The sequence below is a fragment of the Modicisalibacter muralis genome (assembly GCF_900102945.1).
GTDB lineage: Bacteria > Pseudomonadota > Gammaproteobacteria > Pseudomonadales > Halomonadaceae > Modicisalibacter > Modicisalibacter muralis.
Genome location: NZ_FNGI01000009.1, coordinates 167,423 through 193,470 on the forward strand (window position 1 = coordinate 167,423; position 26,048 = coordinate 193,470).

General features: G+C 61.8%; 16 protein-coding genes and 1 pseudogene. 10 read left to right on the forward strand and 7 right to left on the reverse strand.

All coding sequences use genetic code 11. From position 1 onward, the window contains the following. The first annotated feature begins 371 nt into the window (after positions 1 to 371). A complete protein-coding gene (locus tag BLR92_RS15040; protein ID WP_089730028.1) occupies positions 372 to 1,277 on the forward strand; it encodes an Abi family protein in 906 nt (301 codons plus the stop codon). Positions 1,278 to 1,316: 39 nt separating this feature from the next. Then, positions 1,317 to 2,246 (forward strand): 5'-nucleotidase, encoded by a 930-nt coding sequence (locus BLR92_RS15045; protein WP_089730108.1) that lies wholly within the window; start codon positions 1,317 to 1,319, stop codon positions 2,244 to 2,246. 96 nt (positions 2,247 to 2,342) lie between these two features. Here the strand turns inward: BLR92_RS15045 and BLR92_RS15050 are convergent, their stop codons facing one another. Further along, positions 2,343 to 3,839: a CoA-acylating methylmalonate-semialdehyde dehydrogenase gene (locus BLR92_RS15050; RefSeq protein ID WP_089730030.1), complete on the reverse strand. Its 1,497-nt coding sequence runs from the start codon at positions 3,837 to 3,839 to the stop codon at positions 2,343 to 2,345. Between the two features lie 136 nt (positions 3,840 to 3,975). Between BLR92_RS15050 and BLR92_RS15055 the strand changes: the two genes are divergently transcribed. Next, the gene (locus tag BLR92_RS15055; RefSeq protein ID WP_089730032.1) at positions 3,976 to 4,953 is read left to right on the forward strand and encodes a LysR family transcriptional regulator; all 978 of its coding nucleotides are present in this window, start codon (positions 3,976 to 3,978) and stop codon (positions 4,951 to 4,953) included. On the opposite strand, the gene BLR92_RS15060 is transcribed toward BLR92_RS15055, so the two are convergent. Continuing rightward, complete coding sequence (locus tag BLR92_RS15060; protein ID WP_089730034.1) at positions 4,938 to 6,080, reverse strand: ADP-ribosylglycohydrolase family protein; 1,143 nt, start codon at positions 6,078 to 6,080, stop codon at positions 4,938 to 4,940. The two genes, BLR92_RS15055 and BLR92_RS15060, sit on opposite strands and share 16 nt — an antisense overlap. A gap of 139 nt (positions 6,081 to 6,219) precedes the next feature. Between BLR92_RS15060 and BLR92_RS15065 the strand changes: the two genes are divergently transcribed. Beyond that, entirely contained in the window at positions 6,220 to 7,251 is a 1,032-nt protein-coding gene (locus BLR92_RS15065; RefSeq protein ID WP_089730035.1) for a helix-turn-helix transcriptional regulator, read from the forward strand. A gap of 20 nt (positions 7,252 to 7,271) precedes the next feature. Next, the gene (locus BLR92_RS15070; protein ID WP_089730037.1) at positions 7,272 to 8,096 is read left to right on the forward strand and encodes a hypothetical protein; all 825 of its coding nucleotides are present in this window, start codon (positions 7,272 to 7,274) and stop codon (positions 8,094 to 8,096) included. A gap of 49 nt (positions 8,097 to 8,145) precedes the next feature. Here the strand turns inward: BLR92_RS15070 and BLR92_RS15075 are convergent, their stop codons facing one another. The 5 genes from BLR92_RS15075 to BLR92_RS15095 form a co-directional block, all read right to left on the reverse strand. Then, a complete protein-coding gene (locus BLR92_RS15075; protein WP_089730039.1) occupies positions 8,146 to 9,648 on the reverse strand; it encodes a tripartite tricarboxylate transporter permease in 1,503 nt (500 codons plus the stop codon). Between the two features lie 9 nt (positions 9,649 to 9,657). Next, on the reverse strand, positions 9,658 to 10,089 hold the full coding sequence (locus BLR92_RS15080; protein ID WP_175488831.1) for a tripartite tricarboxylate transporter TctB family protein: 432 nt from the start codon (positions 10,087 to 10,089) through the stop codon (positions 9,658 to 9,660). Between the two features lie 38 nt (positions 10,090 to 10,127). Then, the gene (locus BLR92_RS15085; protein ID WP_089730043.1) at positions 10,128 to 11,123 is read right to left on the reverse strand and encodes a Bug family tripartite tricarboxylate transporter substrate binding protein; all 996 of its coding nucleotides are present in this window, start codon (positions 11,121 to 11,123) and stop codon (positions 10,128 to 10,130) included. 62 nt (positions 11,124 to 11,185) lie between these two features. Next, complete coding sequence (locus BLR92_RS15090; protein WP_089730045.1) at positions 11,186 to 12,403, reverse strand: CaiB/BaiF CoA transferase family protein; 1,218 nt, start codon at positions 12,401 to 12,403, stop codon at positions 11,186 to 11,188. 2 nt (positions 12,404 to 12,405) lie between these two features. Next, on the reverse strand, positions 12,406 to 13,356 hold the full coding sequence (locus BLR92_RS15095; protein ID WP_089730047.1) for a hydroxymethylglutaryl-CoA lyase: 951 nt from the start codon (positions 13,354 to 13,356) through the stop codon (positions 12,406 to 12,408). A gap of 213 nt (positions 13,357 to 13,569) precedes the next feature. On the opposite strand from BLR92_RS15095, the gene recC reads away from it, so the two are divergent. From recC to BLR92_RS19835, 5 genes and pseudogenes are all read left to right on the forward strand, one after another. Beyond that, the gene (gene recC / locus BLR92_RS15100) at positions 13,570 to 17,124 is read left to right on the forward strand and encodes an exodeoxyribonuclease V subunit gamma (RefSeq protein ID WP_089730049.1); all 3,555 of its coding nucleotides are present in this window, start codon (positions 13,570 to 13,572) and stop codon (positions 17,122 to 17,124) included. After that, the gene (gene recB / locus BLR92_RS15105; protein WP_089730051.1) at positions 17,124 to 21,005 is read left to right on the forward strand and encodes an exodeoxyribonuclease V subunit beta; all 3,882 of its coding nucleotides are present in this window, start codon (positions 17,124 to 17,126) and stop codon (positions 21,003 to 21,005) included. Before recC ends, recB begins: the two co-directional genes overlap by 1 nt. Beyond that, a complete protein-coding gene (recD, locus tag BLR92_RS15110) occupies positions 21,002 to 23,239 on the forward strand; it encodes an exodeoxyribonuclease V subunit alpha (RefSeq protein WP_089730053.1) in 2,238 nt (745 codons plus the stop codon). The genes recB and recD overlap by 4 nt, the downstream gene beginning before the upstream one ends. An 84-nt stretch (positions 23,240 to 23,323) precedes the next feature. After that, entirely contained in the window at positions 23,324 to 25,774 is a 2,451-nt protein-coding gene (locus BLR92_RS19590) for a P-loop domain-containing protein (RefSeq protein ID WP_139171609.1), read from the forward strand. A 72-nt stretch (positions 25,775 to 25,846) separates the two neighbouring features. After that, positions 25,847 to 26,027, forward strand: a pseudogene (locus tag BLR92_RS19835) (DUF3820 family protein). Positions 26,028 to 26,048 lie beyond the last annotated feature (21 nt).

Sequence of the window (26,048 nt, forward strand, 5' to 3'; positions counted from 1 at the left end):
TCCTCCGCCGGTGTGAACCGGATCAGGTTCCAGGGTCAGCGCCTCCCGACGGAAACGCACTCTCAGCCTCGCTGCTCGCTTGGCAAGCGGGACACCCCTGGCGACAGTGGGTGAATGGATTGTGGTGGCACGGCCGGTTGCGCCGTGCAGGGTTATCTTCACGCTAAGGTGCGAATGTGTAAAGCTGTGTGAGCGATAACCTGTGCCAACTAGTGGCTTTTACCACATAAAGGAGTAACGATGGATATCGATTACCCTGTATACCAGACATTGACGCCGCCCAGGCGTGTCGCTAAAGTAAGCAATAACAACACCCCCCACGCTTCCCGTCAGATCAGCGCACCATGGGGGGTTACTTTTTTGCGGCGCCTATGAAATACGACAAACCCGCCCTAACCTACCCCGAACAACTCGCCCGCCTAAAAGAACGCGGCATGCAAGTGGGTGACGAACCCCGAGCGCTGCACTACTTGGCACACTTGAATTACTATCGTCTCGCGGCATATTGGCTACCGTTCGAAGATGACCATGCCAGCCACCGCTTCAGGGATGGCACGCGTTTCGAAACTGTACTCGATCACTATCTATTCGATCGGGAACTGAGGCTATTGCTACTCGATGCCATCGAGCGTGTCGAAGTCTCGGTACGCGGCCATTTTGCCTACCAAATAGGTAGCAGACACGGGCCTCATGCGCTTCTGCAAAGCGCACTGTTCGCTGACAGCAACCGTTGGAATTATCGCAATGGCCTTGCCGGACTACTTCGCGACGTACAGAGCAATCGCGAAGTCTTCATCAAGCATTTTCGCGACCAGTATCAAGAGCCGCTGCCTCCCATTTGGGCTACTGTAGAAATCATGAGTTTTGGTCAACTCTCGAAATGGATTAGCCACTTGGCACATCGCGAAGATCGTAACGCAATTTCACGTGTATACGGGTTGGATGAACGCCTGCTAATTTCCTTTCTGCATCATCTCAGCGTGGTACGTAACCACTGCGCCCATCATGCGCGGCTGTGGAATCGAGAGCTGGCCTTAAAATTCGTGCTACCACGCGATCCTCGCGTACTGGGCGATAGCCTGACTGCTCAGGCCGAGGAATCGGCTCAACGCAAGCTCTATAACACCTTGACCACGTTGTTGTACCTGCTTGATTGCATCAGCAGACACCACCGTTTCTGCGAGCATTTCCAAGAATTGATGATGCGCTATGGTATTGATCCACAACACATGGGCTTTCCCGCAAACTGGCGGAGTCGGCCTCTTTGGCGCGAGTAGATCAAGGCGGCTGGTTACTTAATCTGAAGGGGAATGGTCATGCCTTATGATCTTAGGGAGCGTTTGGTGATTGGCCTCGCCTCGAGTGCGCTGTTCGACCTGGATGAATCGGACAGGGTATTTCGCGAACAAGGCGAAGCGAGCTATCGGGAATATCAACGTGAGTATGAAAACTCACCTCTCACACCTGGCGTAGCCTTCCCGTTCATCAAAAGGCTGTTGTCGCTAAACGAGCTGGATCCGCTTAATCCGCCCATCGAAGTAATGCTTCTGTCGCGTAACGACCCGGAAACGGGCCTGCGTGTCATGAAGTCCATCGAGCATCACCAACTGGAAATTACTCGCGCCATTTTCCTACAGGGACGCTACCCACACCGTTTTATTCCCGCATTGAATATCAGCCTGTTCCTATCCGCGCACAAACAAGATGTCGATCAAGCGATTCTCGCAGGCAATCCGGCCGGCCAAGTCCTGTCATCCAGTGCCTTCGATCTGACGGAGGAAGACGAACTACGCATTGCTTTTGATTTCGACGGCGTACTGGCTTCGGATGAGTCCGAAACCATATATCAGCAGCAAGGTATCGAGGCATTTCGTGCGCATGAGCGTGAGAATGCACACATACCGGCCGAGCCTGGTTTGCTTGCCGATTTTCTACGCAAATTGGCCCGGATCCAGGAACTAGAAAAACAGCGCGAGAAAGACACCAACGGCCGATATCACCCCCGAGTGCGCGTTTCCATCGTTACCGCGCGCAATGCCCCTGCACATGAACGCGTTATTCACACCATGCGTAGCTGGGGAGTGACAGTCAACGAAGCGTATTTCCTGGGAGGTATTGCCAAGGAACATGTGCTCGGTATTATCAAACCGCATATCTTTTTCGATGATCAAGAATCCCACCTGACCGCCACTAGCGATATCCTGCCCTCGGTCCATGTACCCTTTGGTAAGTTGAATACCCTTTGATGATGTAACCGTTCCCAAGAAACACGCCCATCTACGACAACAGCCCCGCCTCTAATGAGACAGGGCTGCGTATATTTTCCCGCTTAACCCATCAACTCACAGCGAAATCGTGCTGTTGATCCCCCCTGAGATATTCTCGGGCTCGAACCAGCGCGAGGTCACGGTCTTGGTCTGAGTCCAGAACTGGATCGCTTGCTTGCCGTTGGGACCGAGATCGCCGAGCTTGGAGGCCCGCGAGCCGGTGAAGCTGAAGTAGGCGACCGGCACCGGAATCGGCACGTTGATACCCACCTGGCCGACGTCGATGTCGTTCTCGAAGCGCCGCGCCACCCAGCCGGAGTTGGTGAAGATCGCGGTGCCGTTGCCGTTGGGGTTGGCGTTGATGAAGGCGATGGCATCGTCCAGCGTCTCGACACCCACCACGCACAGCACCGGGCCGAAGACCTCTTCCTTGTAGATGGTCATCTCGGCGCTGACGTCGCTGAAGATGGTCGGGCCAACGAAGTTGCCATCCGGGTAGCCATCGACACTGATGCCGCGCCCGTCCAGCGCCAGCTTGGCACCTTCGGACTCACCCACGCCGATCAGCTTGACCACGCGATCGCGCGCGGCGGGCGATACCAGCGGGCCGAGATCAGCGTCGCGCTGGGTGCCGGGGCCGACCTTCATGGCGCGGGACTTCTCGACGATTTCATCCAGCCACTCGCGCGCCTCGCCCACCAGCACCAGCACCGAGTTGGCCATGCAGCGCTGGCCGGCGGCGCCGAAGGCCGAGCCGAGCACGTTGTTGATCGCCTGGCTGCGGTTGGCGTCGGGCATCACCACGCAGTGGTTCTTGGCGCCCATCATCGCCTGCACGCGCTTGCCGGCGGCCCCGGCACGCTCATAGATATGCGTGCCGACGTGGGTCGAGCCGATGAACGACAGCGCCTTGATGTCCGGGTGATCGCAGATCTGGTTGGCGACGTCCGGCCCGCCATGCACCACGTTGAGCACGCCGGGCGGAATGCCGGCCTCGATGGCCAGCTCGACCAAGCGCATGGTCGATGATGGATCCTGCTCGGAGGGTTTGAGCACGAAGGTGTTGCCGGTGGCGATGGCCAGCGGAAACATGAAGCACGGCAGCATGATCGGGAAGTTGAAGGCGGTGATACCGGCGCCGACGCCCAGCGGCTGATTCAGCGAATAGACGTTGACGTCGGTCGCCGCATTCTCGGCGATTTCGCCGAGTTGCAGCGAGGTGATCGAACAGGCGTGCTCGACCACTTCTAGGCCGCGACCCACCTCGCCTTCGGCATCGGGTAGCGTCTTGCCGTGTTCCTCGCTGATCAGCGCGGCGATCTCGGTGGTGTGCTCACGCAGCAACGCCTGGAACTTGAGCATGATACGCATGCGCTTACCCAGCGGCACCTTGCGCCAGGTGGTGAAGGCCTGCTTGGCACTGGCCACGGCGCGGTCGACTTCCTCGGCGGTGGCGAAGGGCACCCGCGCCACGACTTCCTGGGTCGCCGGGTTGACGACATCGCGCCATTCACCGGACTCGGACATGACGGGCTTACCGTCGATATACAGGGCAATTTCTCTGACTGACATGATGATGACTCCTGAGAATGTTGTGGTTATTGGATACCAACGGGAACGTATCCCTTGAGTCTAGTCAGGGGTCGTGTTGACAGACAATCGCCAGCGCAGCACATTGCTTGTGCATTCATGCACAAAGGAACCGATCGTGCTCGACTGGCAGGACATTCAGGTGTTTCTCGAAGTCGCTCGTTGCGAGCGGTTGACCGATGCGGCGCGCCGCTTGGGACTCGATCACTCGACCGTCTCGCGACGCACCCGGCGCTTCGAGAGCCGCCTCAACACCCAACTGTTCGAGCGCAGCACGCATGGCTACCACCTCACCACGGCCGGTCAGCAACTGCTGATCTATGCCGAGGAAATGGAGCGCTACGCCACGGGCGCCCGCGAGAGCCTGATCGATCACAATCATCAGGTTAGCGGGCAGATTCGCCTGGGCGTCACCGAAGGTTTCGGCACCTGGGTGATCGCGCCGCTGCTGTCGGCGTTCTGCGCTCGCCACCCAGGCATCACCGTCGATCTGCTGGCGCTGCCACGCGTGGTCAATCTGAGCCGCCACGAGGCCGACCTGGCGATTACCGTCGACCGCCCGGATAGCGCCGGGCTGGTGGTCTCGCGGTTGTGCGATTATGCCCTGCGTCTCTACGCCAGCCGCGATTACCTGCGACGTCACGGCGAGCCTCGCCGACTCGCCGAACTCGCCCAGCACAGTCTGATCGGCTATATCGACGACCTGATCTTCAGCGAGCAGCTCTGCTACCTGGACCCGCTGCTCGACCCCAGCGTCAGCGGCGTCGAGAACCCACGCTTCAGCCTGCGCAGCACCAGCGTCACCACCCAGTACAGTGCCGCCTGCCATGGCGCGGGGCTGGCGATTCTGCCGTGTTTCATGGCCGGCAACGCCGCGCCACTGGTGGAACTGCTGGGCGATGAGATCGACATTACCCGGCAATTCTGGATTACTGCGCGTCAGGAACAACGCCGGCTCTCGCGGGTGCGTCTGCTGTGGGACTTCCTGCGTGAAGCCATCGAGATCAATCGTGGCTTTCTGCTCGGCGAGGGCGATGGTGAATTGATCGTTCCGGGCGTCGATGCCGACAAAGCCCCGGCCTACCAACCCGGATAACGCGCGTTCAACTCGGCATCATATGCCCCATGGCCATGCCCCCGATAAACGCGCGGCAGCCACTGCAGGTCGTGCGCCAGGCGATCCAGCCAGTCGCGCAGTTCCAGCGCCTCGAGCCAGGCGGGTGGCAAACCCTCCAGCCCGAAACGCAGCCCCAGCAAATGGCCGGCGATCAGCCCTGCGGTGCTGCTAGCGGCGCTGTGATTGACCGCCCATAGCACGCCCTGGCGATAATTCCCGGCCATCAGCGCGCACCAGATGCCGATGGCCAACAGCTCTTCGCTGCCTCGGTCATTGCAAAGAACATCGATGCCTTGCGGCGATGGAACGATGCCGCGGCGATGAAAATCGAGTGCCGCCTCGAGCAGAAAACGAATGCGTGCCCGGCTGCGTGGCAATTCGCGACGCTCCTCAACGCCCGGGTGAAAATTGAGGCCGGCACCGCTGTCCATGAACGTCAGTGCCCTGAGCATCAGCGATTCAAGCGAGTGCCGGGTTTCGAGCAGGCCGTTGATCAGATAGGCGAACACTCCGGCGGCGAGATAATCACCGGGATACGCGTGGGTGAGGCGCAGCGACTCGCAGGCAACCTGGAAGGCGCGTTCGCGGTGGTAAAGCAGGAAGTCTCCCCACGGAAACAGTCCGATGGGGGCGATGCGCATCACGCCGCCGCCTCGCTGGGTGCCACCTGCCTGCCAGCCAAACGCCGGGGCCCGCGACAAGGCATCGATACAGGCCACGCTTGGCGAACGCCGCGCATGCAGGTGCGGATCGCCAATCAACCCCGCGTCGTTGTCGATGCGCGGCACCATCGTGGGCATGCCCTGGGTCGTCAACCAACGGATCAGCGCGTGGTGAATCGTCAGTCCCGGGGCGTAGGTGTCACGCTCCTGAATGCGGACATAGCCGCGCAACATGCCCTCGGCGGTGAACAGCATCAGCTGGGTGTCGCCGGTCACCCGCCCCAACCCGCCGTAGGCCTGGGCCAATGCCTGAGCGCCCGACTCGCCGAATTCCCCGCGAATCGCCGGCCAATCCATCGCCCCGACCGGCGCACCCAGGGCATCGCCAATCGCGCCACCGAACAGGCAAGCCTGTGAACGCTCGATTCGTTGTGCCGATTGCATGATCGTCTCCTCGCACCCGATGAGCACTCAGGTTACGAGAGCGATACGACAATCCATGTCGCTGGTCACCGAACCAGCCTCGCGGTAGCCTCACTATAAAAGAGCGCTAATAAAGCGAACCAAGCACACAGGGAACCCCATGGCCGACTCACGCGACACGCCGTTTCGCTATCTGACGCTGTTACAGCTAATTCCTCGTCATCCCCACAAGATCGCCACCACCACTCTGCTCGAGAAACTCAACGAGCGTGGCTACCGGATCGACATGCGCTCGCTGCAACGCGACCTGCGCGACAAGCTCGCCCTGCATTTTCCACTGGTCTGCGATGACAGCGAACGCCCCTATCGCTGGTACTTCGATCGCGACTTTCATTGCAACCTACCGGCGCTGGATACCGCCAGCGCGCTGACGCTGGTATTGACCGAGGAATATCTCAAGGGGCTGCTGCCGCCCGCCGTGGCCGGTCGACTCGACCCGCAGTTTCGCGCCGCGCGCCAGTGGCTGAATGGCCTGGAAGGCAACGGCATCAGCCAGTGGTCGCGACGGGTGCGCGCCATTCCCAACGGCAAGGCCCTGCTACCCGCGCCGCTGAACGATGAGCTCTGGCAAGTCGTGGCGCAGGCGTTGCTGGAAGGCAAGGCGCTCGAGGTACGCTATCTGTCGCGCAGCCGTGGCGAAGAGAAACCCATGACGCTGCACCCGCAAGGGCTGGTCAGCCGGCACAGCGTGACGTACCTACTGGCGATGGCCAACGACTACGACGATATCCGCCATTTCGCCCTGCACCGCATCCGGGCCGCCTCGTTCGCCTCGCAGCCGCTGCGCCAGATGGCGGCGTTCGATCTCGACGACTACATCAAGGCCGGCGCCTTCGGCTATCGTCAGAGCCCCGACGATGTCACGCTGAGGGCACGCGTCTCACCGCAGGTCGCCTGGCTACTGTCGGAAACGCCACTGACCCGGGAGCAATGCCTGACGCCCGAGCCCGATAGCGATTGGCAGCGCCTCGACGCCCAGGTTCCCGACGACCAACAGACGCTTTGGTGGCTGATGGGCATGGGCGCGAATATCGAAGTGCTGGCACCCAGTCATTGGTGCGACGAGATTTATCGCAACGCCCAACAGGTGATCCAGCGCATGGATGCGGCTTATGCTGTAGCCCCTTCATAACAAGGTCTATGGGAATCGCCATGTCACGACGCACCATGATCATCGTCGCGCTGCTGGCCATCGCCTTGCTTTCCTGGCTGAATTTCCCACAAGCGCTGGCCAGGGCGACCATCGACGACGCGCTGGGCAGTGCCTTCTCGGCGTTCGCCATCGCCAAGGGCCTGAACGCGACCATTTCGGTGCTGCAATCCTCCACCGTGGACTTCCAGGTCTTCCAGCTCTCGGTCGGCGAAGCGCTCGACCCGGCCAACGACATGATCGAGCGTTTCTCGTGGGTGATGTTCGCCGCCAGCGGCTCGCTGGCGCTACAGAAGCTGCTGCTCGGCATGTCATCGAGCGCGATCATCAAGGGGTTATTTACGCTTTCCTGCCTAATCAGCGCCGCGCTGTTAGCGCTGGGAGAGAAACGCTGGCGGCGCGTGGCGTTAAACACCACCCTGGTGTTGGCCTTCCTGCGCTTCGCGGTGATCGTCGTCGCGCTGGCCAGTGGCCTGGCCGAAAAGGCCTTCCTCGAAGAATCCAGGAACACGACCATGGCGCAACTGCAAAGCAGCCAGCGGCAACTGAAGGCACTGGCCGAGAGTCAGATCGCCAGTCGCGACGGCAGTGACGAAGAACAACAAGGTTGGTGGGATGGCCTGACCGACAGCGTCAGCGACCTGGTAAGCAATCCCGTCGAAGGCATGACCGAGCGCTTCGACGCCATCACCGACCGGGTCATCGACCTGACCATGATCTTCATCATCCAGACGATGCTGTTTCCGCTGGCGTTCTTGTACCTGCTCTATCGGCTCACCGGAAATCTATTGGGGCGGCCTACCAAGCGACTCGCACTTCATCGTTAGCGCTGGTCGTAATGAGAGACGGGCCTCATGATGGCTCGGCAGCGCTCTATCATCGAAGCTTGCCGCGTTGGTTGACCAGTAACCCATACACCAGCCCCGCGATCATCAGGATACCGGCGAAGGCATAGATGCCAATCGAGATGCCGCTGCTCCACAGGATGCTCCAGTCGCCGCCGGAGATCGCCATGGCTCGGCGCAGGTTGAACTCCATTTGCCCACCCAGGAGCAGCCCCAGCACCACCGGAACCGTCGGAAACTCGAGCTTGCGCATGATGTAACCCAGCACCCCGAATGCCAGCATCATATACAGATCGAAAGCGCTGTTGCTGAGCGAGTAAATGCCGACAAAGGCCACCAGCACCACCATCGGCATCAGGAACCAGGGGGGAGCCTGCAGCACCCGGGCGAACAGCCCGACTAACGGAATGTTCAAAATCAGCAACATGATGTTGCCGATGAACAGCGCGGCGACCAGCCCCCAGACGATATCGGGCTGTTGTTCGAACAAGAGCGGCCCCGGCGTGATGTTCATGGTCAGCAACACGGCCAGCAGCACCGCCGTCGTGCCACTCCCCGGTATACCCAACGAGAGCATGGGGATCAGCGCGCCACCGGCGGCGGCATTGTTGCCCGCCTCCGGCGCCGCCACGCCGCGTGGATCACCCTTGCCGAAGTCGCCTTTGCGACCCAGCCAGCGCTTTTCCAGCACGTAGGCCAGAAAGCTGCCCAAGGACGCCCCGGCGCCCGGCAGCACTCCGGATATGAAACCGATCAGCGAGCCACGGCCGATGGTCGGACCGCACCGCAGAGAGCTCTTCATGCCGGGAATGGCCGAGCCCACCTGAATGCGCGGCTTGCTGCCATGGCGCGTATCCTCGAGAAAGAACAGGCACTCGGATATCGCGAACAGCCCGACCAGGGCAACGATGAAGTCGATGCCACTGTATATCTCGTACCAACCGAAGGTATAGCGAGGCACGCTACTGACCGGATCGATGCCCACGGTGCCAAGCAACAGGCCGATGCAGGCGGCAATGAAGCTCTTCGTGAAGCTACCGCTGGTCACTCCGCCAATGGTGGCGAAGGCCAGCAGGAACAGGGCAAAGTACTCGGCGGGCCCGAAGCGGATCGCAAAACCCACCAACAATGGCGCAAACAGTGTAAGGCCGACGGTCGCGATGGTCGCGCCGACGAAGGACGCCACGGCAGAAATCCCCAGCGCCTCGCCACCGCGCCCTTTCAGGGCCATGGGGTAGCCATCGAGCGTGGTCATCATCGCCGGTTCATCACCTGGAATGTTCAGCAGAATGGAGCTAATGCGCCCGCCATACATGCAACCGTAATAGATGCTGACCAGCAGGATCAGGGCGGCGGTGGGTGCCAGCCCGAAATTGAACGTCAGCGGAATCATCAATGCCACGCCATTGACCGGTCCCAGCCCCGGCAAGGCGCCAATCAACGTACCGATGATGCAGCCGATCAGAACCAGAAACAGGTGCTGGGGTTCGATCGCCACCGTAAAGCCATGCGCGAGAGAGCTGAGTATATCCATGAAGGTGGCTTAATCACTCATTCCAGGAATATCGGGCAGCGGGATACCCAAGGCGAATTCGAACAATAGGTAGAGCGCCACCGTCAATAGTGCGCTACTGCCCATCGCCTGCTTCCAGTTCGCACCGAACAGACGAACCAACATGGTCGTTGCGAGGAGTGTCGCCGGTAGAAAGCCCCAAGGTTCGAGGAGGGCGGCATAAGCACCCAACACGACCAACAGGCCAAATTGGCGCAATAGCGCCGAATGTTCGGGCCAGCGCTGATTGAAGCCGGGGCGAACGATCAGATAGACCGATAACAGCCCCAGCGGGATGCTAACCAGGCGCGGAAACGCGCCTGGTCCTACCGTGTGCATGAAGCCGGTTACGAAGGTGTGGGAATGCCACCAGGCACCGGCCGCGATAACGGCCAGCAGTATTCCGACGATACGGTCACCCACCGCCGCGTGTTCCCGCGGCGGTGGGGTGTCCGCACCAATCACTGAATGACCCCGATCTCGCGAGAAATTTCCTCGACCTGCTCGATGGATTCGCGCACGAAGGCGCTGAATTCCTCACCGCCGCGCCACAGCGGCTCCAGGCCGCTGTTCTTGGCCACGGTCTTCCATTCGGAGCTGTCGTAAAGCGCCTTCAGGGTATCGACCATGGTGGCGTAATCGGCGTCGGAAACTTCGCCCCCGGTATAGAAGCCACGCCAGTTGTAGCCGACCACGTCATAGCCCTGGGATGCCGCCGTGGGCAACTCATCGAAGGGTGGGGAGAGCGGCGCTTCTGAGAGCACGGCCAGAACCCGCACGTCGCCAGACTCGATGAAGCCAGCTATCTCACCCAGATCGGTGGACACCACGTCGACATGACCGCCCATCATCTGCGTCACGGCGGGGCCACCGCCATCGAACTGCACCCAGCGCATGCCGCCGAACTGATCCGATGGCAACCCAGCGGCCTTGGCCAGCATTAGCGCACGGATGTGATCCCAACCACCGACACCGCTGGAGCCTGCCATGACCACCGATGACGGCTCTTCAACCACCGCATCGAGCAGTTGTTCGAGCGTTTCATACTGACTATCGTCATCGACCAGGATGACCCCCACGTCGGTGCCCAGCATCGCCAGCCAGCGCATGGTATCGGCGCCGCTTGGATAGCGCCCCTGGGCGATCTGGGTCACGCCCACCGTGCTGGTGGCGACGATCAGGTCGCTGTCGTCGGCGCGGCTGTTGGCGACATCGGCGTAGGCCACGGCACCCACGCCACCCGGCATGTTGGTGACCTGCACCGGGTTTTCCACCAGGTCGAGTTCGTAGAGCAGCTTACCGACCGAGCGGCAGGTGAAATCCCAGCCACCGCCCGGGTCCGCCGGGGCCAGACACTCGCTGATCGGCAAGGCCTGGCTTGGGGCGCTGAATGCCAGACCCAATCCCAGCAACGCCGTAGCGGCGACACCATTCACTGATCGCTTGAAGATAGCCATGTTGTTTTCCTTATGATGGTCACTACTCGTTAGCAGTGTGTAAAACCACGTAATAGCGTAGCTCAGATAATGCCTCGCTCGCGAAGGGCGTTCTCCTCGCCCTCACCGATCCCTAGTTGCGCCAGAATCTCGCGGGTATGCTCGCCCAAGCGCGGCACGCAGCGGTGTATTGCCGCCGGGGCCTCACTCATCTTCACCGGGAAACCGGTCGTGGGCACCTTGCCGTATTCACCCTGATCCAGCTCCAACTGCATCTGCTGGGCCTGTACCTGGGGGTCGTCGAAGGTTTCGCGCAGGGTGAATACGCGCCCGCAGGGCACGCCGGCCCGGTTCAGGTGTTCAATCCACTCCTGCACGCTGCGCCGCTCGGTCACCGTTGTCAGTATCTCGCGCAGCGCTTCGCGATTGTCCATGCGTTGGCGATTATCGGCGAAGCGCTCGTCGTCGAGCAGGTGCAGCATATCCAGCGCACCCAGAAAGCGCTCGACCATGATGTCGTTGCTAGGGGCGATCGCCACCTCGCCATCGCTGGCCTTGAACAGACCGTAGGGATAGAGCATGGGATGGTCGTTGCCGGTACGTTGCGGCACCTGCCCCGTGGCAAAGTATTCCGCCGCCAGATAGCCCATCATGCTGATCAGGCCGTTGGTCAGGGCGGTTTCGACGATATCGCCCTGGCCGCTGCGCTCGCGACGCACCAGCGCCGCACAGATGCCGAACGCCAGATTCTGGCTGGCGACCATGTCGCTGAGTGGCGGCGCGGCGCGCATGGGCTCGCCGGCGGCGTCGCCGTTGACGCCCATGAAGCCGCTCATGGCTTGGGCAATGAAGTCATAGGCCGGGCGATCGCGATAAGGGCCATCGGAACCGAAGCCGTTGATTCGCCCCACCACCAAGCGTGGATAGCGCTCGCGCAGCGTCTCGTCGTCGAGCCCCATCTTGGCCATAACGCCGGGGCGAAAGTTCTCCACCAGCACGTCGGCGCTCTCCAGCAGCTTATGCAGGATCGCCTTGCCCTCTTCGCTGCGCAGATCGAGCGTCAGCGAGCGCTTGTTGCGGTTGAACTGGGCGAAATACCAACTGAAGCCGTTGATCATGTTGCCCTGGGAACGCACGATATCGCCCTTTCCCGGCGGCTCGACCTTGATCACATCGGCACCATGATCGCCGAGTATCTGGGTGCAGAAAGGGCCGGAAATCACCCGCGTCAGATCGATGACACGAATACCCTCGAGCGACCCGGCTCGATTGGAATGCGACCGTGAATGCGTATGCAGCATGCTTACCCTCTCGCCGTGGGAACCGCCGAACAATCGCTCAACGCCAAACGCGGCCCGGCCTTGGAAACCTGCGCGGGGAGCGGTCGCCCCATCAGGCGAGTGGCGACATGGGCCGCCTCGATCAGGCGCGGCAGATCGATGCCGGTGTCGATGCCCATTTCGGTCAGCAGGTAGACCAGATCCTCGCTGGCGATATTGCCCGACGCGCCGGGCGCGAAGGGGCAGCCGCCAAGCCCACCGATCGAACTCTCGAAACGATCCACCCCGAGCGCCAGCCCCTGCATCACATTGGCAAGCCCGATTCCCCGAGTATTGTGAAAATGCAGCGTGGGTTCGATGCCCGACGCGACCTCACGAAGGTGCCAGATGCGCTCGCTCACCAGGGGCGGGGTCGCCATGCCGGTAGTGTCGCCCAACGATACGTAACGCACGCCGATATCGGCGAAATGCCGGGCGATATTGCCGACCGCTCGCACATCGACATTACCCTCGAAGGGGCAGCCGAAAGTCGTGGCGATTGCCCCACGCAACTCGATGGGGCTGCCCTCGAGCGCTCTGGCGATCTGCTCGAAGTCCCGCAGCGACTCTTTCACGCTGCGATTGACGTTTTTGGCGTTGTGGGATTGCGAGGCCGAGACGAACAGTACGATGGAGTCGATGCCCGCCTCCAACGCCCGCTCGGCACCGCGCAGGTTAGGCACCAGCGCCGAGAAGTGAATGCCCTCGACATCCTTGAGTTCGGCCACCAATTCAGCGGCGTCGGCTAACGCCGGCACTGCGCGCGGGCTAACGAACGAGGTCAACTCGAACTCCTTGACCCCGGCGGCCACCAGGGCACGTACCAGCGCCACTTTCTCGGCGGTAGTCAGCACACGCTCTTCGTTCTGCAACCCGTCGCGAGGGCCGACTTCGGTGACATGCACCCGCTCGAGTGCGGTCATTGGCTGGCGCATGATGATGTCCCTCCTTTCGCTGGCACAATACGCTCATCTTGAGTTTATCCCTGCCTGTTATCGCGGCAACACTACTTTGGTAACTTCTTATTCACGCGCGACTGGAGCATCACGTCCGACCGCTAAAAACCCATCCATTCAGCCTTTGCTCCCTCCCTCCACTGGGGCACCATAAGGGATCGCTACTCCGCACTCGCACGCCAAAGGATTCCCATGCCCGTTGCCGCCACGCCCGATCTCCAGCCCGGTTTCATGGTCATCCACGGCAATCGCCTGGAAGATCTGCGCGGCGTGGCGGTGGAATGGATGAAGCGCCACCCGCTCACGCCGCTGGAGAACGAGACGATCCTGGTGCAGAGCAACGGCATCAGCCAGTGGATGAAGCTGGCGTTGGCCGCCGATACGCAGGATGGCGGCACCGGCATCGCCGCCGCGCTCGACGTGACCCTGCCGGCGCGTTTCCTGTGGCAGGCCTACCGCACGGTGCTGACTCATGCCGAGCATGATCCCCAGGCGGTACCACCGACCTCGCCGTTCGACAAATCGCGCCTGATCTGGCGCTTGCTGCGCCTGCTGCCGGAACTGATGACACAGGAAGTCTTCGCCCCGCTCAAGCAGTTCCTCGACGACGATGGCGACCTGCGCAAGCACCACCAGCTCGCCGAACGCCTGGCCGACCTGTTCGACCAGTACCAGGTCTATCGCGCCGATTGGCTGGATGCCTGGGGTCGCGGCGAAGACGTACTGATCTCGGCGCGTGGCGAAGCGCATCCACTACCCGACGAACAACACTGGCAGCCCGCCCTCTGGCGGGCGTTGCGCGAAGACGTCGGCGCCGACGGCATCGACTCCAGCCGCGCCATGGTCCATCGGCGCTTCCTTGATGCCGCCCAGTCGCTCACGCCGGATAGCCGCCCGCCCGGCCTGCCACGCCGGGTGATGGTGTTCGGCATCTCGTCGCTGCCCCAGCAGGCACTCGAAGCGCTGGCCGCCATCGCGCGCTGCTGCCAGGTAGTGCTCTGCGTGCACAACCCCTGCCAGCATTACTGGGCCGATATCATCGAGCACAAGGACCTGCTGCGGGCGACGCGCTACCGCCAGACACGCAAGGCCGGCATGCCCGAGCGCCTGGACGTGCTGGGTGACGGCGATGGCGAGGGCGATTTACACCTGCACGCCCAGCCGCTACTGGCCGCCTGGGGCAAGCAGGGGCGCGACTACCTGCGCCTGCTCGACGAACACGATGACGCCCAGGCCTACCAGGGCCTGTTCGCCGCCGATTCGCTGCGCATCGACCTGTTCGAATCGCCGGGTGAGAACTGCCTACTGCATCAGTTGCAGGACGACATCCGCGAGCTGCGTCCACTGCCCGAGACCCGCGAACACTGGCCGGCGGTGGACGGCGCCCGCGACGACTCCATCGTCTTCCACGTCGCCCACAGCCCGCAGCGCGAGGTCGAGATCCTCCACGACCAGCTGCTCGCCGCGTTCAGCGCCGACCCCGCGCTGCGCCCGCGCGACATCATCGTCATGGTGCCGGACATCGACCGCTACGCGCCGCATATCCAGGCGGTCTTCGGCCAGGTGCCCAGCGACGACCCGCGCCACATTCCCTACACGCTGTCGGACCAGGGCCAGCGCCATCGCGTGGCGCTACTGATCGCGCTGGAAAAGCTGCTGCGCCTGCCCGAGCTGCGCCTGTCGGTCAGCGACCTGCTCGACCTGCTGGAGGTGCCCGCGCTGCGTGCGCGCTTCGGCATCGAGGAAGACCACCTGCCGACGCTGCAGCGCTGGATCCAGGGCGCCGGCATCCGCTGGGGGCTCGACGGCCGCCAGCGCCAGAGCCTCGACCTGCCCGGCGGCCTGGAACAGAACACCTGGACCTTCGGCCTGCGCCGCCTGCTGCTGGGCTACGCCGTGGGCAGCGCCGCCGACGGCGCCTGGCAGGGCATCGAACCGTTCGACGACATCGGCGGGCTGGAGGCGCAGCTGGCCGGGCCGCTGGCGGCCCTGCTGGAGACCCTCGCCCGGCAGTGGCGCATCCTGCGCGAAGACACCGACGTGGCCGGCTGGGGCGCGCGCCTGCGCGAGCTGCTCGACGCCTGCTTCCTGGCCGAGGAGGCTCGCGACAGTCTGGTACTCTCGCAGCTCGAACTGGCCCTGCAAAGCTGGCAAGAGAGCACGCTGGATGCCGGCCTGACCCGTGCGCTGCCACTGTCCATCGTGCGCGAGCATTGGCTGGCGCAGATCGACGAACAGAGCCTGTCACAACGCTTCATGGCCGGCGCGGTCAACTTCGCCACCCTGATGCCGATGCGCGCGATCCCCTTCAAGCGCGTCTGCCTGCTGGGCATGAACGACGGCGACTACCCGCGCAGCCAGCCACCGCTGGACTTCGACCTGATGGGCGGCGACTACCGCCCCGGCGACCGCTCGCGGCGCGAGGACGACCGCTACCTGTTCCTCGAGGCGCTGCTCTCCGCGCGCCGGCAGCTCTACGTGAGCTGGGTCGGGCGCAATATCATCGACAACAGCGAGAAGCCGCCCTCGGTGCTGGTCGGCCAGTTGCGCGACCACCTCGAGGCCGGCTGGCGGGCAGCGGCCGACAACGATCTGCTCGACGAACTTACCACCGTGCATCCTTTGCAACCGTTCAGCCGCGTCTACTTCCCGGCCCACGAACGCCTCGCCGCGCGCAGCGTGCCCGACCGGCGGCTGATTACCTACGCCCACGAGTGGCGCGCCGTGCATGGCAATGCCGCTCCGCCGGCGGAAGCCGGAGAACTCAGTGAGTTCGAGCAGGAGAGTCCTCTCACCTTGGCTCAACTCGGAAGCTTCCTGCGCGACCCGGCCAAGGCATTCTTCAATACCCGCCTCAAGGTCTTCCTCGAACAGGAAGACGTCACCAGCCTCGACCAGGAGCCCTTCACCCTGAACGGCCTGGAAAACTGGCAACTCCAGGATTGTCTGATCCAGGCCCAGCGCCGCGCTATCGACGACGGGCAACCTCGCGAAGGCGCCCTGCACGACGCGCTGGAACGCCTCGCCGGCCAAGGCGTGCTGGCCATCGGCGCCTTCGGCGAGCGCATGCGTGAAACGCTGGCTGAACCGATGGACGAGTTATTCGCGGCCTATCGCGAGGCACTCGATGAATGGCCGCACACCATCGACGAACCGCAACTCATGCGCCTTGCACGCCCCGACGGAGTGCTGCTGGAGGATTGGCTGGACAACCTGCGCCGCAACGACGCCGGCCAACGCTGCCGATTGCTGCTCACCAGCAGCAGCCTGATCAAAAAGCGCCAGTATCAATGGCAGCACCTGCTGCGGCCCTGGGTCGCGCACCTGGCCGGGCATCTCGACGATCACCCCATGACCACCGTGCTGCTCTCCAAGGCCGGCCACGTCACCTTGCCGCCGCTCGACCCCGATATCGCCCGAGGCCACCTGCGCGAGCTGATCGCCGCCTGGCAGAGCGGCATGCGCGCACCACTGCCGCTGGCCATCGCCACCGCCTTCGCCTGGCTGGGCAAGGAGGGCGCGCCGGCAAGCGACGCGGACAGTGACGCCTGGAAGGCGGCAATGAAGGCCTATGAAGGCGACGGCTACCACGATCCCGGCGAGGTCGGCCGCAACCCCTACCTGGCCCACCGCTGGCCGAGCTTCGCCGCGCTCAAAGACGCCCAGCGCGGCACCACGGACGACTTCGCCGAACTCGCCGAGCGACTGCTGGCCCCGGTGCAGCACGCCGTCAAGGGAGGCGCATAATGAGCGATGTCACCCCGTTAGATCCGCTGGCCTTTCCCCTACATGGCAGTCGGCTTATTGAAGCCAGCGCCGGCACCGGCAAGACCTTCACCATCGCCCTGCTCTACGTGCGCCTGGTGCTCGGCGCGAGGAGCGACCAGGACGACGCCGCCTTCGCCCGCCCGCTGACACCGCCGGAGATCCTGGTCGTCACCTTTACCAACGCCGCCACCCAGGAGCTGCGCGAGCGTATTCGCACACGGCTGGTCGAGGCCGCCGGCGTCTTTTTACAGACGTCCACCCCCTCACCTAACCTAGGCGGGGCGCCGGGGGCAGATCGAAACGGAGGTCATTCGACAGGGATGTCGAATGTAGCGCCCAGGGAGGGGGTCACAGCGCCTCCGCGTAGGTCTGCCCCCGGCTCAGCCCCTTCGAACGGGCTCGATCCGCTGCTACTGCAACTGCGCGATGACTACGATGAAGCCAGCTGGCCCGCCTGCGCGCGACGCCTGCAACTCGCCGCCGAGTGGATGGACGAGGCCGCGGTGTCGACCATCCATAGCTGGTGCTATCGCATGCTGCGCGAGCATGCCTTCGACAGCGGCAGCCTGTTCTCGCTGAACCTGGAAACCGACCAGACCGAGCTCGAGGCCGAGGTGGTGCGCGACTACTGGCGCAGCTTCTACTACCCGATGGACGCCGACGCGCTGGCCATCGTCACCCGCTACTGGGACTCGCCGGAAGCCCTGCACGCCCAGGTGCGCCGCCTGCTGCCGGAGTGCGACGCGCTGCCCGGCAACGTCGCGCCCCCCGAACAGACGCTCAGGCAGACCCAGAGTGAGATCGACAATCGCCTCGCCGAGCTCAAGGCGCCGTGGGCCGCCTGGGTCGACGAGTGCGAGGCCCTGTTCGAGGAAGCGGCCAAGCAGAAGGCCTTCAAGGGCCAGAACTTCAACAGCAAGAGCCGCGCCAACTGGCTGGGCGCGCTACGCGACTGGTGCCAGGGCGAGGCGCTTCGCCCGGCGCTGACGCCCGCCGCCTGGAAGCGCCTGACGCCGGACGGCATGGCCGAGATCTGGCTCAAGGGCGAGCCGCCCGACCACCCGGCGCTGGCGGCGCTGGCCGAGCTTCCGGCCCAGCTCGACGCCCTGCCCGACCCGCGTGCCGATTTGCTGACCCACGCCGTGCACTGGTGCCGGGCGCGGCTGGACCGCGAGCAGGAACGCCGCGCCGAGATGGGCCCCAACGAGCTGATGACGCACCTCGACCGCGCCCTGGCCGGCCCCAACGGCGCGGCGCTGAGCGCACAGATTCGCCGCCAGTTTCCGGTGGCGATGGTCGACGAGTTCCAGGACACCGACCCGGTGCAATACCGCATCTTCGATGGCGTCTACCGCATCGCCGAGAATCACCCCGAGACCGGGCTATTCCTGATCGGCGATCCCAAGCAGGCGATCTACGCCTTCCGCGGCGCCGACATCTACACCTACCTGCGCGCGCGCCACGACACCGCCGGCCGCCACGTCACCCTGGGCACCAACTTCCGCTCCGCCCGGCCGATGGTCGAGGCCGTCAATCGCTGTTTCGACGTCGCCGAGCAGCATCCGCCCGGCGCCTTTCTGTTCAAGCAGGCTGACGGGAGCAATTCGGTTCCTTTCCAAGGGGTGAAAGCCAAAGGCCGCAAGGACGCCTTCACGCTGGACGGCCAGCCGCTGCCGGCGATGACCCTGTGGCAGCTCGATGCCGACGAGCCGCTGGCCAAGACCGCCTACCACGCCGAGATGGCCGAACGCTGCGCCACGGCGATGGCGACCCTGCTCGAACAGGGCCAAAGCGGCCGCGCCGGGTTTATGGATAGCAGCAGCGACGACGCCTTCACCGCCGTGAAACCCTCGGACATGGCGGTGCTGGTCAACGGCCTCGGCGAGGCCCGCGCGATCCGCCAGGCCCTGGCCCGGCGCGGGGTGAAGAGCGTCTATCTCTCCGACAAGGACAAGGTGTTCGCATCATTCATGGCCGCCCAGCTCGAGGCCTGGCTGAGGGCCTGCGCCGAGCCCGGCTCTTCTTCAAATACGGGGGATAGACTGCTGCGCACCGCGCTGGCGATGCCCGCGCTGGGGCTCGACATCGCCGCGCTGGATGCCATGAACGCCGATGAACTGGCCTGGGAAGACCGGGTCATGCAGTTCCGCGACTACCACCGCCTGTGGCAGACCCAGGGCGTGCTGCCGCTGGTGCGCCGGCTGATGAATGACTTCGCGGTGCCCGCCCGGCTGCTGGCCGGTGGCCCGGCCAGTGAAGGTGAGCGCTGGCTGACGGACCTGTTGCACCTCGGCGAATTGTTGCAACAGGCCAGCCAGGAACTCGACGGCGAGCATGCGCTAATCCGCTTTCTCGCCGAATCCCGCGCCAACCCGGACGACCAGGGCGACACTCACAAGCTGCGCCTGGAGAGCGACGCCGACCTGGTCCAGGTGATCACCATCCACAAGTCCAAGGGGCTAGAGTACCCGCTGGTGTTCCTGCCGTTCATCTGCGGTCACCGCCCTAAAAAGCCCGACGACTCGCCGCTACGCTGGCACGACGACAACGGCCAGTTGCGCATCAGCCTGGACGCCGACGACGCGACCCTGGCCATCGCCGACCGCGAGCGCCTGGGCGAGGACCTGCGCAAGCTCTACGTCGCCCTGACCCGCGCGCGCCACGCCACCTGGCTGGGCATGGCGCCGCTCAAGGGCCTGGAGAGCAGCGCCATCGGCCAGCTCCTGGCCAATGGCGAGAGCCTCGACCCCGCCGCCTTCGGTGCCGCGCTGGCCACCCTCAAGGGCGACTGCGAGGCGATCGCCCTCGCCCCAGCGCCCACCATCGAGTCGCGCGTAATCGCCCTGGCCGAGCACGACGAGGCCCTCGGCGACGCCCTGACGCCGGTCCGCCCGGCCCGCGAACACTGGTGGATCGCCAGCTACTCGGCGCTGCGCTTTTCCGGCGAGGCGTCGGCCATCGAGCCGCAAGCCATGAGCGCGGCCGCCACTGACACCGCGCCGTTCGAGCCCACCACCGCCGTCGAGGCCACCGCGGTCGAGGTGATGGAAGAGCCCCGCGACAGCGCCACCGTCAGCGAGCCGGCCCCCTCGCTTCACAAGTTCCCGCGCGGGCCGGGGCCAGGCACGTTCCTGCATGGGCTGCTGGAATGGGCCGGCCAGCAGGGCTTTGCCAACGTGGCGACGCAGCCCGCTGCGCTGGAAGACACCCTGGCACGGCGCTGCAACCTGCGCGGCTGGACTCAATGGATTCCCACCCTGCACGACTGGCTCGGCGCACTGCTCACCACGCTGCTGCCCTTGCCGGCAGTCGAGGCAGGCGCATCCGACCTGCGCCTGGACGCGCTCTCGACCTATCAGGTCGAGCTGGAATTCTGGTTCGCCGCCAGCGAGGTCGACACCCGCATGCTGGACGACCTGGTCTGCCGCCACACGCTGGGCAACACGCCGCGCCCACGCGCCGACCGCGACCGTCTCAACGGCATGCTCAAGGGCTTTATCGACCTGGTCTTCGAGTTCGAGGGCCGCTACTACGTCGCCGACTGGAAATCCAACCACTTGGGGCCGGACGACGACGCCTATACGCCGGAGGCCATGCGCCTGGCGGTAGCCGGCAAGCGCTACGACCTGCAATACGCGCTCTATCTGCTGGCCCTGCACCGGCTGCTAAAGGCGCGCTTGGCGGATTACGATTATGACCGCCATATCGGCGGCTCGCTGACCGTATTCCTACGCGGCACGAACGCCGCCAGTCGTGGCGTGCATGCCGAGCGCCCCCCGCGTGAATTGATCGAATCGCTGGATGTGCTGTTCCAGGGCGCGAACGCCGCCGAGCCGACCACCACGGAGGCCCACGCATGAAGGATCTTTTCTCGGGCCTCGAAGAGCCTAAAGGCGATGAAGCGGTGGCCTGGCTAAACGATGTCGAATCGCTGCTGGCCCTGCTCGAACGCTGGGTGCAACGCGGCTGGCTTCGTGCGCTGGATCGTGCGCTGGTAGTATTTCTGCATCGCGAAGTGCCCGACGCCCCGCCGCTGTTGCTGCTCGCCGCCGCACTGGCCAGCCACCAGCTCGGCCGCGGGCACGTGTGCCTCGACCTCGACCTGACGCTCCACGCCCCGGACCTGGCGCTCTCGCTGCCGCCGGAAGGCGACGATCTCAGCGACCCGCCGCCGTTGCCCAGCCAGGTACTCGCCGACGTGACGCTCCCCGCCTGGCAGGCCGCCCTCGACCATCCGCCACTGGTCGCCAATGGCCAGGCCGATGCAGACGCCAGCACGCCGCTGGTGCGCTGGAATAGCCCACAGCCTGACGGCACCCACGGCACCCGGCTTTACCTGCGCCGCTACTGGCAGTACGAGCAGGACATTCGCCATACGCTACAGGCCCGCCTGAGCGCGCCGGACGACAGCGGCCCGGCTGCCGAGTCCCTGCGCCACGCGCTGGATGCGCTGTTCGGCCCGGCCAGCGGCGACGCCGAAACGCTGGATTGGCAGAAAATCGCCTGCGCCCTGGCCGCTCGCGCGAATTTCTCGGTGATCACCGGCGGCCCCGGTACCGGCAAGACCACCACCGTGGTCAAGCTGCTGGCGCTGCTGCAAGCGCTGCAACTGGGTGAAAGCGGGAGAGCGCTGCGCATTCGCCTGGCGGCCCCGACGGGTAAAGCCGCCGCGCGCCTTAACGAATCCATCGCCAAGCAGGTCGCGAACCTCTCGCTGGTGGAGCTGGCCAACACCGGCAGCGGTGATGGCATCGACCTCTCCACGCTCAAGGCAGCGATTCCCACCGAGGTCACTACGTTGCACCGGCTTTTAGGATCGAGGCCGGACACCCGGCACTTCCGCCATCACGCCGACAACCGCCTGGCACTCGACGTGCTGGTGGTCGACGAAGCCTCGATGGTGGATATCGAGATGATGGCCGCCCTGCTCGACGCCCTGCCGCTGCGGGCGCGGCTGGTGCTGCTCGGCGACAAGGACCAGCTCGCCTCGGTGGAAGCCGGCGCCGTGCTCGGCGATCTGTGCCAGCGCGCCGACGGTGCCCACTACACCCCGGCGACCGCCGCCTGGCTACAGGCAGCCACCGGCGACACGCTGCCCGAACGCTACATCGATACCCACGGCCAGCCGCTGGATCAAGCCATTACCATGCTGCGTGTCAGCCACCGCTTCGATGCCGAAAGCGGCATCGGCCAGCTCGCCCAGGCGGTGAACGCCCCGCTGGACGACGGGCATTCACCCAAGGACAAGAAGCGCGCCGTGCGCCAGGTGCTCGGCGCCGCAGCGCAACCGCGCTATGCCGATATCGCCCACCTGACACTGACGGATACCGACGACCCGGCCTTCGACCGGCTGGTGGTCGACGGTAACCCAGCAGGCTTTCTCAAAAACGGGCAGGGCCGCCAAGGTCGCGACGGCGAGCTTCCGCCGCCCAGCGGTTATCGCCATTACCTCGACGTGCTCAACCAGCAACGGCCACCCGCGGATGCCAGCCTGGCAGCGGACAAGGATGTCTTCGACGCCTGGGCTCGCGCCGTTCTCGACGCCCACAGCCACTTCCAGGTGCTGTGCGCACTGCGCAAGGGCCCGTGGGGCGTGGAAGGCCTCAACCAGCGTATCGCCGCCGCGCTCAAGCGCCAGGGGCTGATCTCCGCCGGCGACAGGGACATCGAAAGAGGCTGGTACCCCGGCCGCCCGGTGCTGGTTACCCGCAACGACTACGGCCTCGGCCTGATGAACGGCGACATCGGCATCACCCTCGCCCTGCCCAACGCCCGCCAGCCAGACAACCCCTGGCTGCCCCGTGTCGCCTTCCCCGCCGGCGACGGCAGCGGCCGCATCAAATGGGTCCTCCCCAGCCGCCTGCAAACGGTGGAAACCGTATTTGCGATGACCGTGCACAAGTCCCAGGGCTCCGAATTCACCCACACCGCCCTGGTGCTGCCGGACTCACCCAACCCGATCCTGACTAGAGAATTGGTCTACACGGGTGTTACACGTGCGAAAAATTGGTTTACATTAGTGGAAAGCGGACGAGGGATATTGGATGAGACGGTGTTAAGGGAAGTGACGCGGGTGAGTGGGTTAGGCTTTTAATAAAAGCCATGAGCAGATGGTTATTAAATACAACCTTAGCCATCTTAAATTTTATTTTATGAGCATGAATAAAACAGGGAACTCATGTTACACAAATATAGAAATATTCTTGCAAGCGCACGACAAACAGAGGATGAAGCAAAAAAATTTCAACACCTGTGCTCATTCATCAGATCAACAACCCAAGTAGCCGCTGTTTCAATAATAGAAATTTATTCCGAGAACTTTTTATCAGACGAAGGGTTAGATTTAAACGGAATTCTCAGAAGGCTTCACCATCCCTCTGACGGCGATTCAATTTATATCTTAGATGAACTCATACCAAGATTAAGAAGTTATTTCTGGCCTTCTCTTGCAACTGGCTGGTTTGAGTCCTACAAACTGAAAGGAGGAGAACCCGAGCAAGCTTTATCACGAGATCTTCAGCAATGGGTTGCTTTTCGAAACGACAGGTTAGGCCATGGAGTAATGGATGAACAGTTAACGCAAGAGTGGTCTTCCAGAACCGAACATCTCGCTAACAAAATCTTACACGTCCTTGAAGATATCTTGCCAAAAAAACTTGATGATGGCAGTGCATCAGTTCAAACCCCAGCAGGGAGGCTAACACTATTAACACCTATTGATGCGGAAAAACAACCTATAGTCATCAGAAACTTTCGAAATAAAAGAGGCCTTTGGTCTATTGAGGCCCAACTTCTAAACTGGGAAAAATCTCCTTCAATGCGCCTCGATGTTCCAGATGGCGCTAGAACCGTTACTTTTCTTCCCGAGCCCCATGGAAAATTTCATTCCCGCAACATAACAGCTAATGGCAAAAAAAATACAATACTTGCAAATGTTCCCACACGACAATCTTCGATATTTGAAGGAAGAAGGGAAGAGCAAGATGAGCTCCTTGATTGGCTGGTAGACTGCGAATCGCGGGCCTGTCTTATATACGGAGATGGAGGAGTTGGAAAAACAACCCTAGTTCTAGAGATTGTAAACAACCTCCTTGATGATGAAACTGAACTATCAGGCAGCCCCCCCACCGTCGTCAGCTATTATTCCGCTAAGCTAACAAAGTGGACAACCAGTGGAATAATTCATTTCAAGAGCATATCAACAGCTGTTGAAGATTCTATAAGAGAACTACTATTAGTTTTTGAAGACTCTCTTTCTAAAACATGGTACCAAACCCAGGGTCGCGCTCTAGTAGACAGAGTAGCAACGAATTTACGCGACGCTGGTCTTGAAAGAGATGACGTGCTCCTTGTGTTAGACAATACGGAAACCATGGCTAGGAAGCTTGGAGAAGAAGAAGATTTAGCAAAACTTGTAGCACAAATTTCGCGCAAGGTCGCTAGGGTAATAATGACCTCACGAAGGCGTGAAAAAATTGAAGCTCGCCAAATAGAACTATTGCCTATGAAGGAAATAGATGCTCTTCGTTTGCTAAGAAGGCTTGGTGAAGAATATTCTGCAGATGCAATAATTCAAGCAGGGGACGCGCGACTCAGAAAAATTGCAAAAAATCTAGGTCGTAAGCCACTACTTATAGACGTTATGGCGAGACACGTGGGGGCAACAAAAGGAAGCCTTGATGATGCATATGCAACTGTAATGCAGGAATCGACAGAAGGTTTAAGTGAATTCCTTTATGAAGATGCCTGGATGAGAATGACTGAGTCTCATAGAAGTGTTTTTCTTAGCATAACCTGTCTTGATGTCCCTTTAAATTCCAGGACGGTAGGATGGGTCTGTCGCGAACTGGAAGTTCCACATACGGAATGGCTAAACAGTTTTTACGAAACATACTTCGGTCAAATAACGGAATATGGAAGCGACTACCAAATGGAAATAGAAGGGTTTGCTGTCGATTTCTTTAAAATAAAAATTGAAGAGCTCGGCGGCAGAGAAAAAAGCAAAATAAAAGACGTCGCAAACAAAGTTGAGAATCTTGCACTAAGATCTGAAAAAGCCCATCGAGAGTATATAAAAGATCGCGTAGACGAAGCATTTAGGACACCGTCCGCGCGTGCTGCCAAAGTTGCAGGAGCACGTGGCGATATTGAAGAAGCTATTGAGTGGTATGAAGAAGCCATAAAAGAAGATCCTCACAACAGCTATCTTCATGATCGCTATGCTTGGTTCATGATGGTAAAAGCGAGAAACATTGACAAAGCCATAAAGCTTGCAGAAAGAGCACTTGCCATTGAGCCTAAAAACGCTGATGCAAATCTTACAATGGCTCTGGCTTCATATAGAAAAGGATACTTAAGCCAAGGTGACAACTATATATCCCAAGCAGTTAAGAATGGAAAACCAGAAAACCTTGGACTTCTTAGAATGGGCATAGCTAGATTCCATGAAGCTATTTCCTCAGACTTACACGAAACTAGAAAGCGCTTGTTAAAAGATAGCATAATTCTCCTTCGCAACGCCGCCACAAAGACCGCTGACACTGACCCGTTTGCAGAAATAAACTTGCGTGACGCCGAAAAATATTTAAGGAGAGCCATAACAGAGGACAAAAAACGGGGACCACAATAATCAACTAGCATCAAAATTACGAAGAGCTTAACAATTCAACAAGTATCCTAGCGTAGCCTTATCACACGACACATGCCCTTCGAAAAATAAAAAGGCCGGCTGATCGCTGATCTGCCCGGCCTCACCTCAACTGCTTCGCCCGCGAGGGCTTTCCGCGCGGCGAGATCGGCCAGCTACTCCACCTGATGCACGAGATCGACCATGACGGCCTGAGCCCCTGTTCGACCCGCTGCGCCAAGAGCAGACCGAATGAAAACCCTTTGCGGGTCCTGGG

What these genes read in the sequence shown, in the direction of transcription:
- BLR92_RS15040 (WP_089730028.1), top strand. Translation starts at nt 372, where the DNA reads ATGAAATACGACAAACCCGCCCTAACCTACCCCGAACAACTCGCCCGC.
- BLR92_RS15045 (WP_089730108.1), top strand. Translation starts at nt 1,317, where the DNA reads ATGCCTTATGATCTTAGGGAGCGTTTGGTGATTGGCCTCGCCTCGAGT.
- BLR92_RS15050 (WP_089730030.1), bottom strand. Translation starts at nt 3,839, where the DNA reads ATGTCAGTCAGAGAAATTGCCCTGTATATCGACGGTAAGCCCGTCATG.
- BLR92_RS15060 (WP_089730034.1), bottom strand. Translation starts at nt 6,080, where the DNA reads ATGCAATCGGCACAACGAATCGAGCGTTCACAGGCTTGCCTGTTCGGT.
- BLR92_RS15065 (WP_089730035.1), top strand. Translation starts at nt 6,220, where the DNA reads ATGGCCGACTCACGCGACACGCCGTTTCGCTATCTGACGCTGTTACAG.
- BLR92_RS15070 (WP_089730037.1), top strand. Translation starts at nt 7,272, where the DNA reads ATGTCACGACGCACCATGATCATCGTCGCGCTGCTGGCCATCGCCTTG.
- BLR92_RS15075 (WP_089730039.1), bottom strand. Translation starts at nt 9,648, where the DNA reads ATGGATATACTCAGCTCTCTCGCGCATGGCTTTACGGTGGCGATCGAA.
- BLR92_RS15085 (WP_089730043.1), bottom strand. Translation starts at nt 11,123, where the DNA reads ATGGCTATCTTCAAGCGATCAGTGAATGGTGTCGCCGCTACGGCGTTG.
- BLR92_RS15090 (WP_089730045.1), bottom strand. Translation starts at nt 12,403, where the DNA reads ATGCTGCATACGCATTCACGGTCGCATTCCAATCGAGCCGGGTCGCTC.
- BLR92_RS15095 (WP_089730047.1), bottom strand. Translation starts at nt 13,356, where the DNA reads ATGCGCCAGCCAATGACCGCACTCGAGCGGGTGCATGTCACCGAAGTC.
- recC (WP_089730049.1), top strand. Translation starts at nt 13,570, where the DNA reads ATGCCCGTTGCCGCCACGCCCGATCTCCAGCCCGGTTTCATGGTCATC.
- recB (WP_089730051.1), top strand. Translation starts at nt 17,124, where the DNA reads ATGAGCGATGTCACCCCGTTAGATCCGCTGGCCTTTCCCCTACATGGC.
- recD (WP_089730053.1), top strand. Translation starts at nt 21,002, where the DNA reads ATGAAGGATCTTTTCTCGGGCCTCGAAGAGCCTAAAGGCGATGAAGCG.
- BLR92_RS19590 (WP_139171609.1), top strand. Translation starts at nt 23,324, where the DNA reads ATGTTACACAAATATAGAAATATTCTTGCAAGCGCACGACAAACAGAG.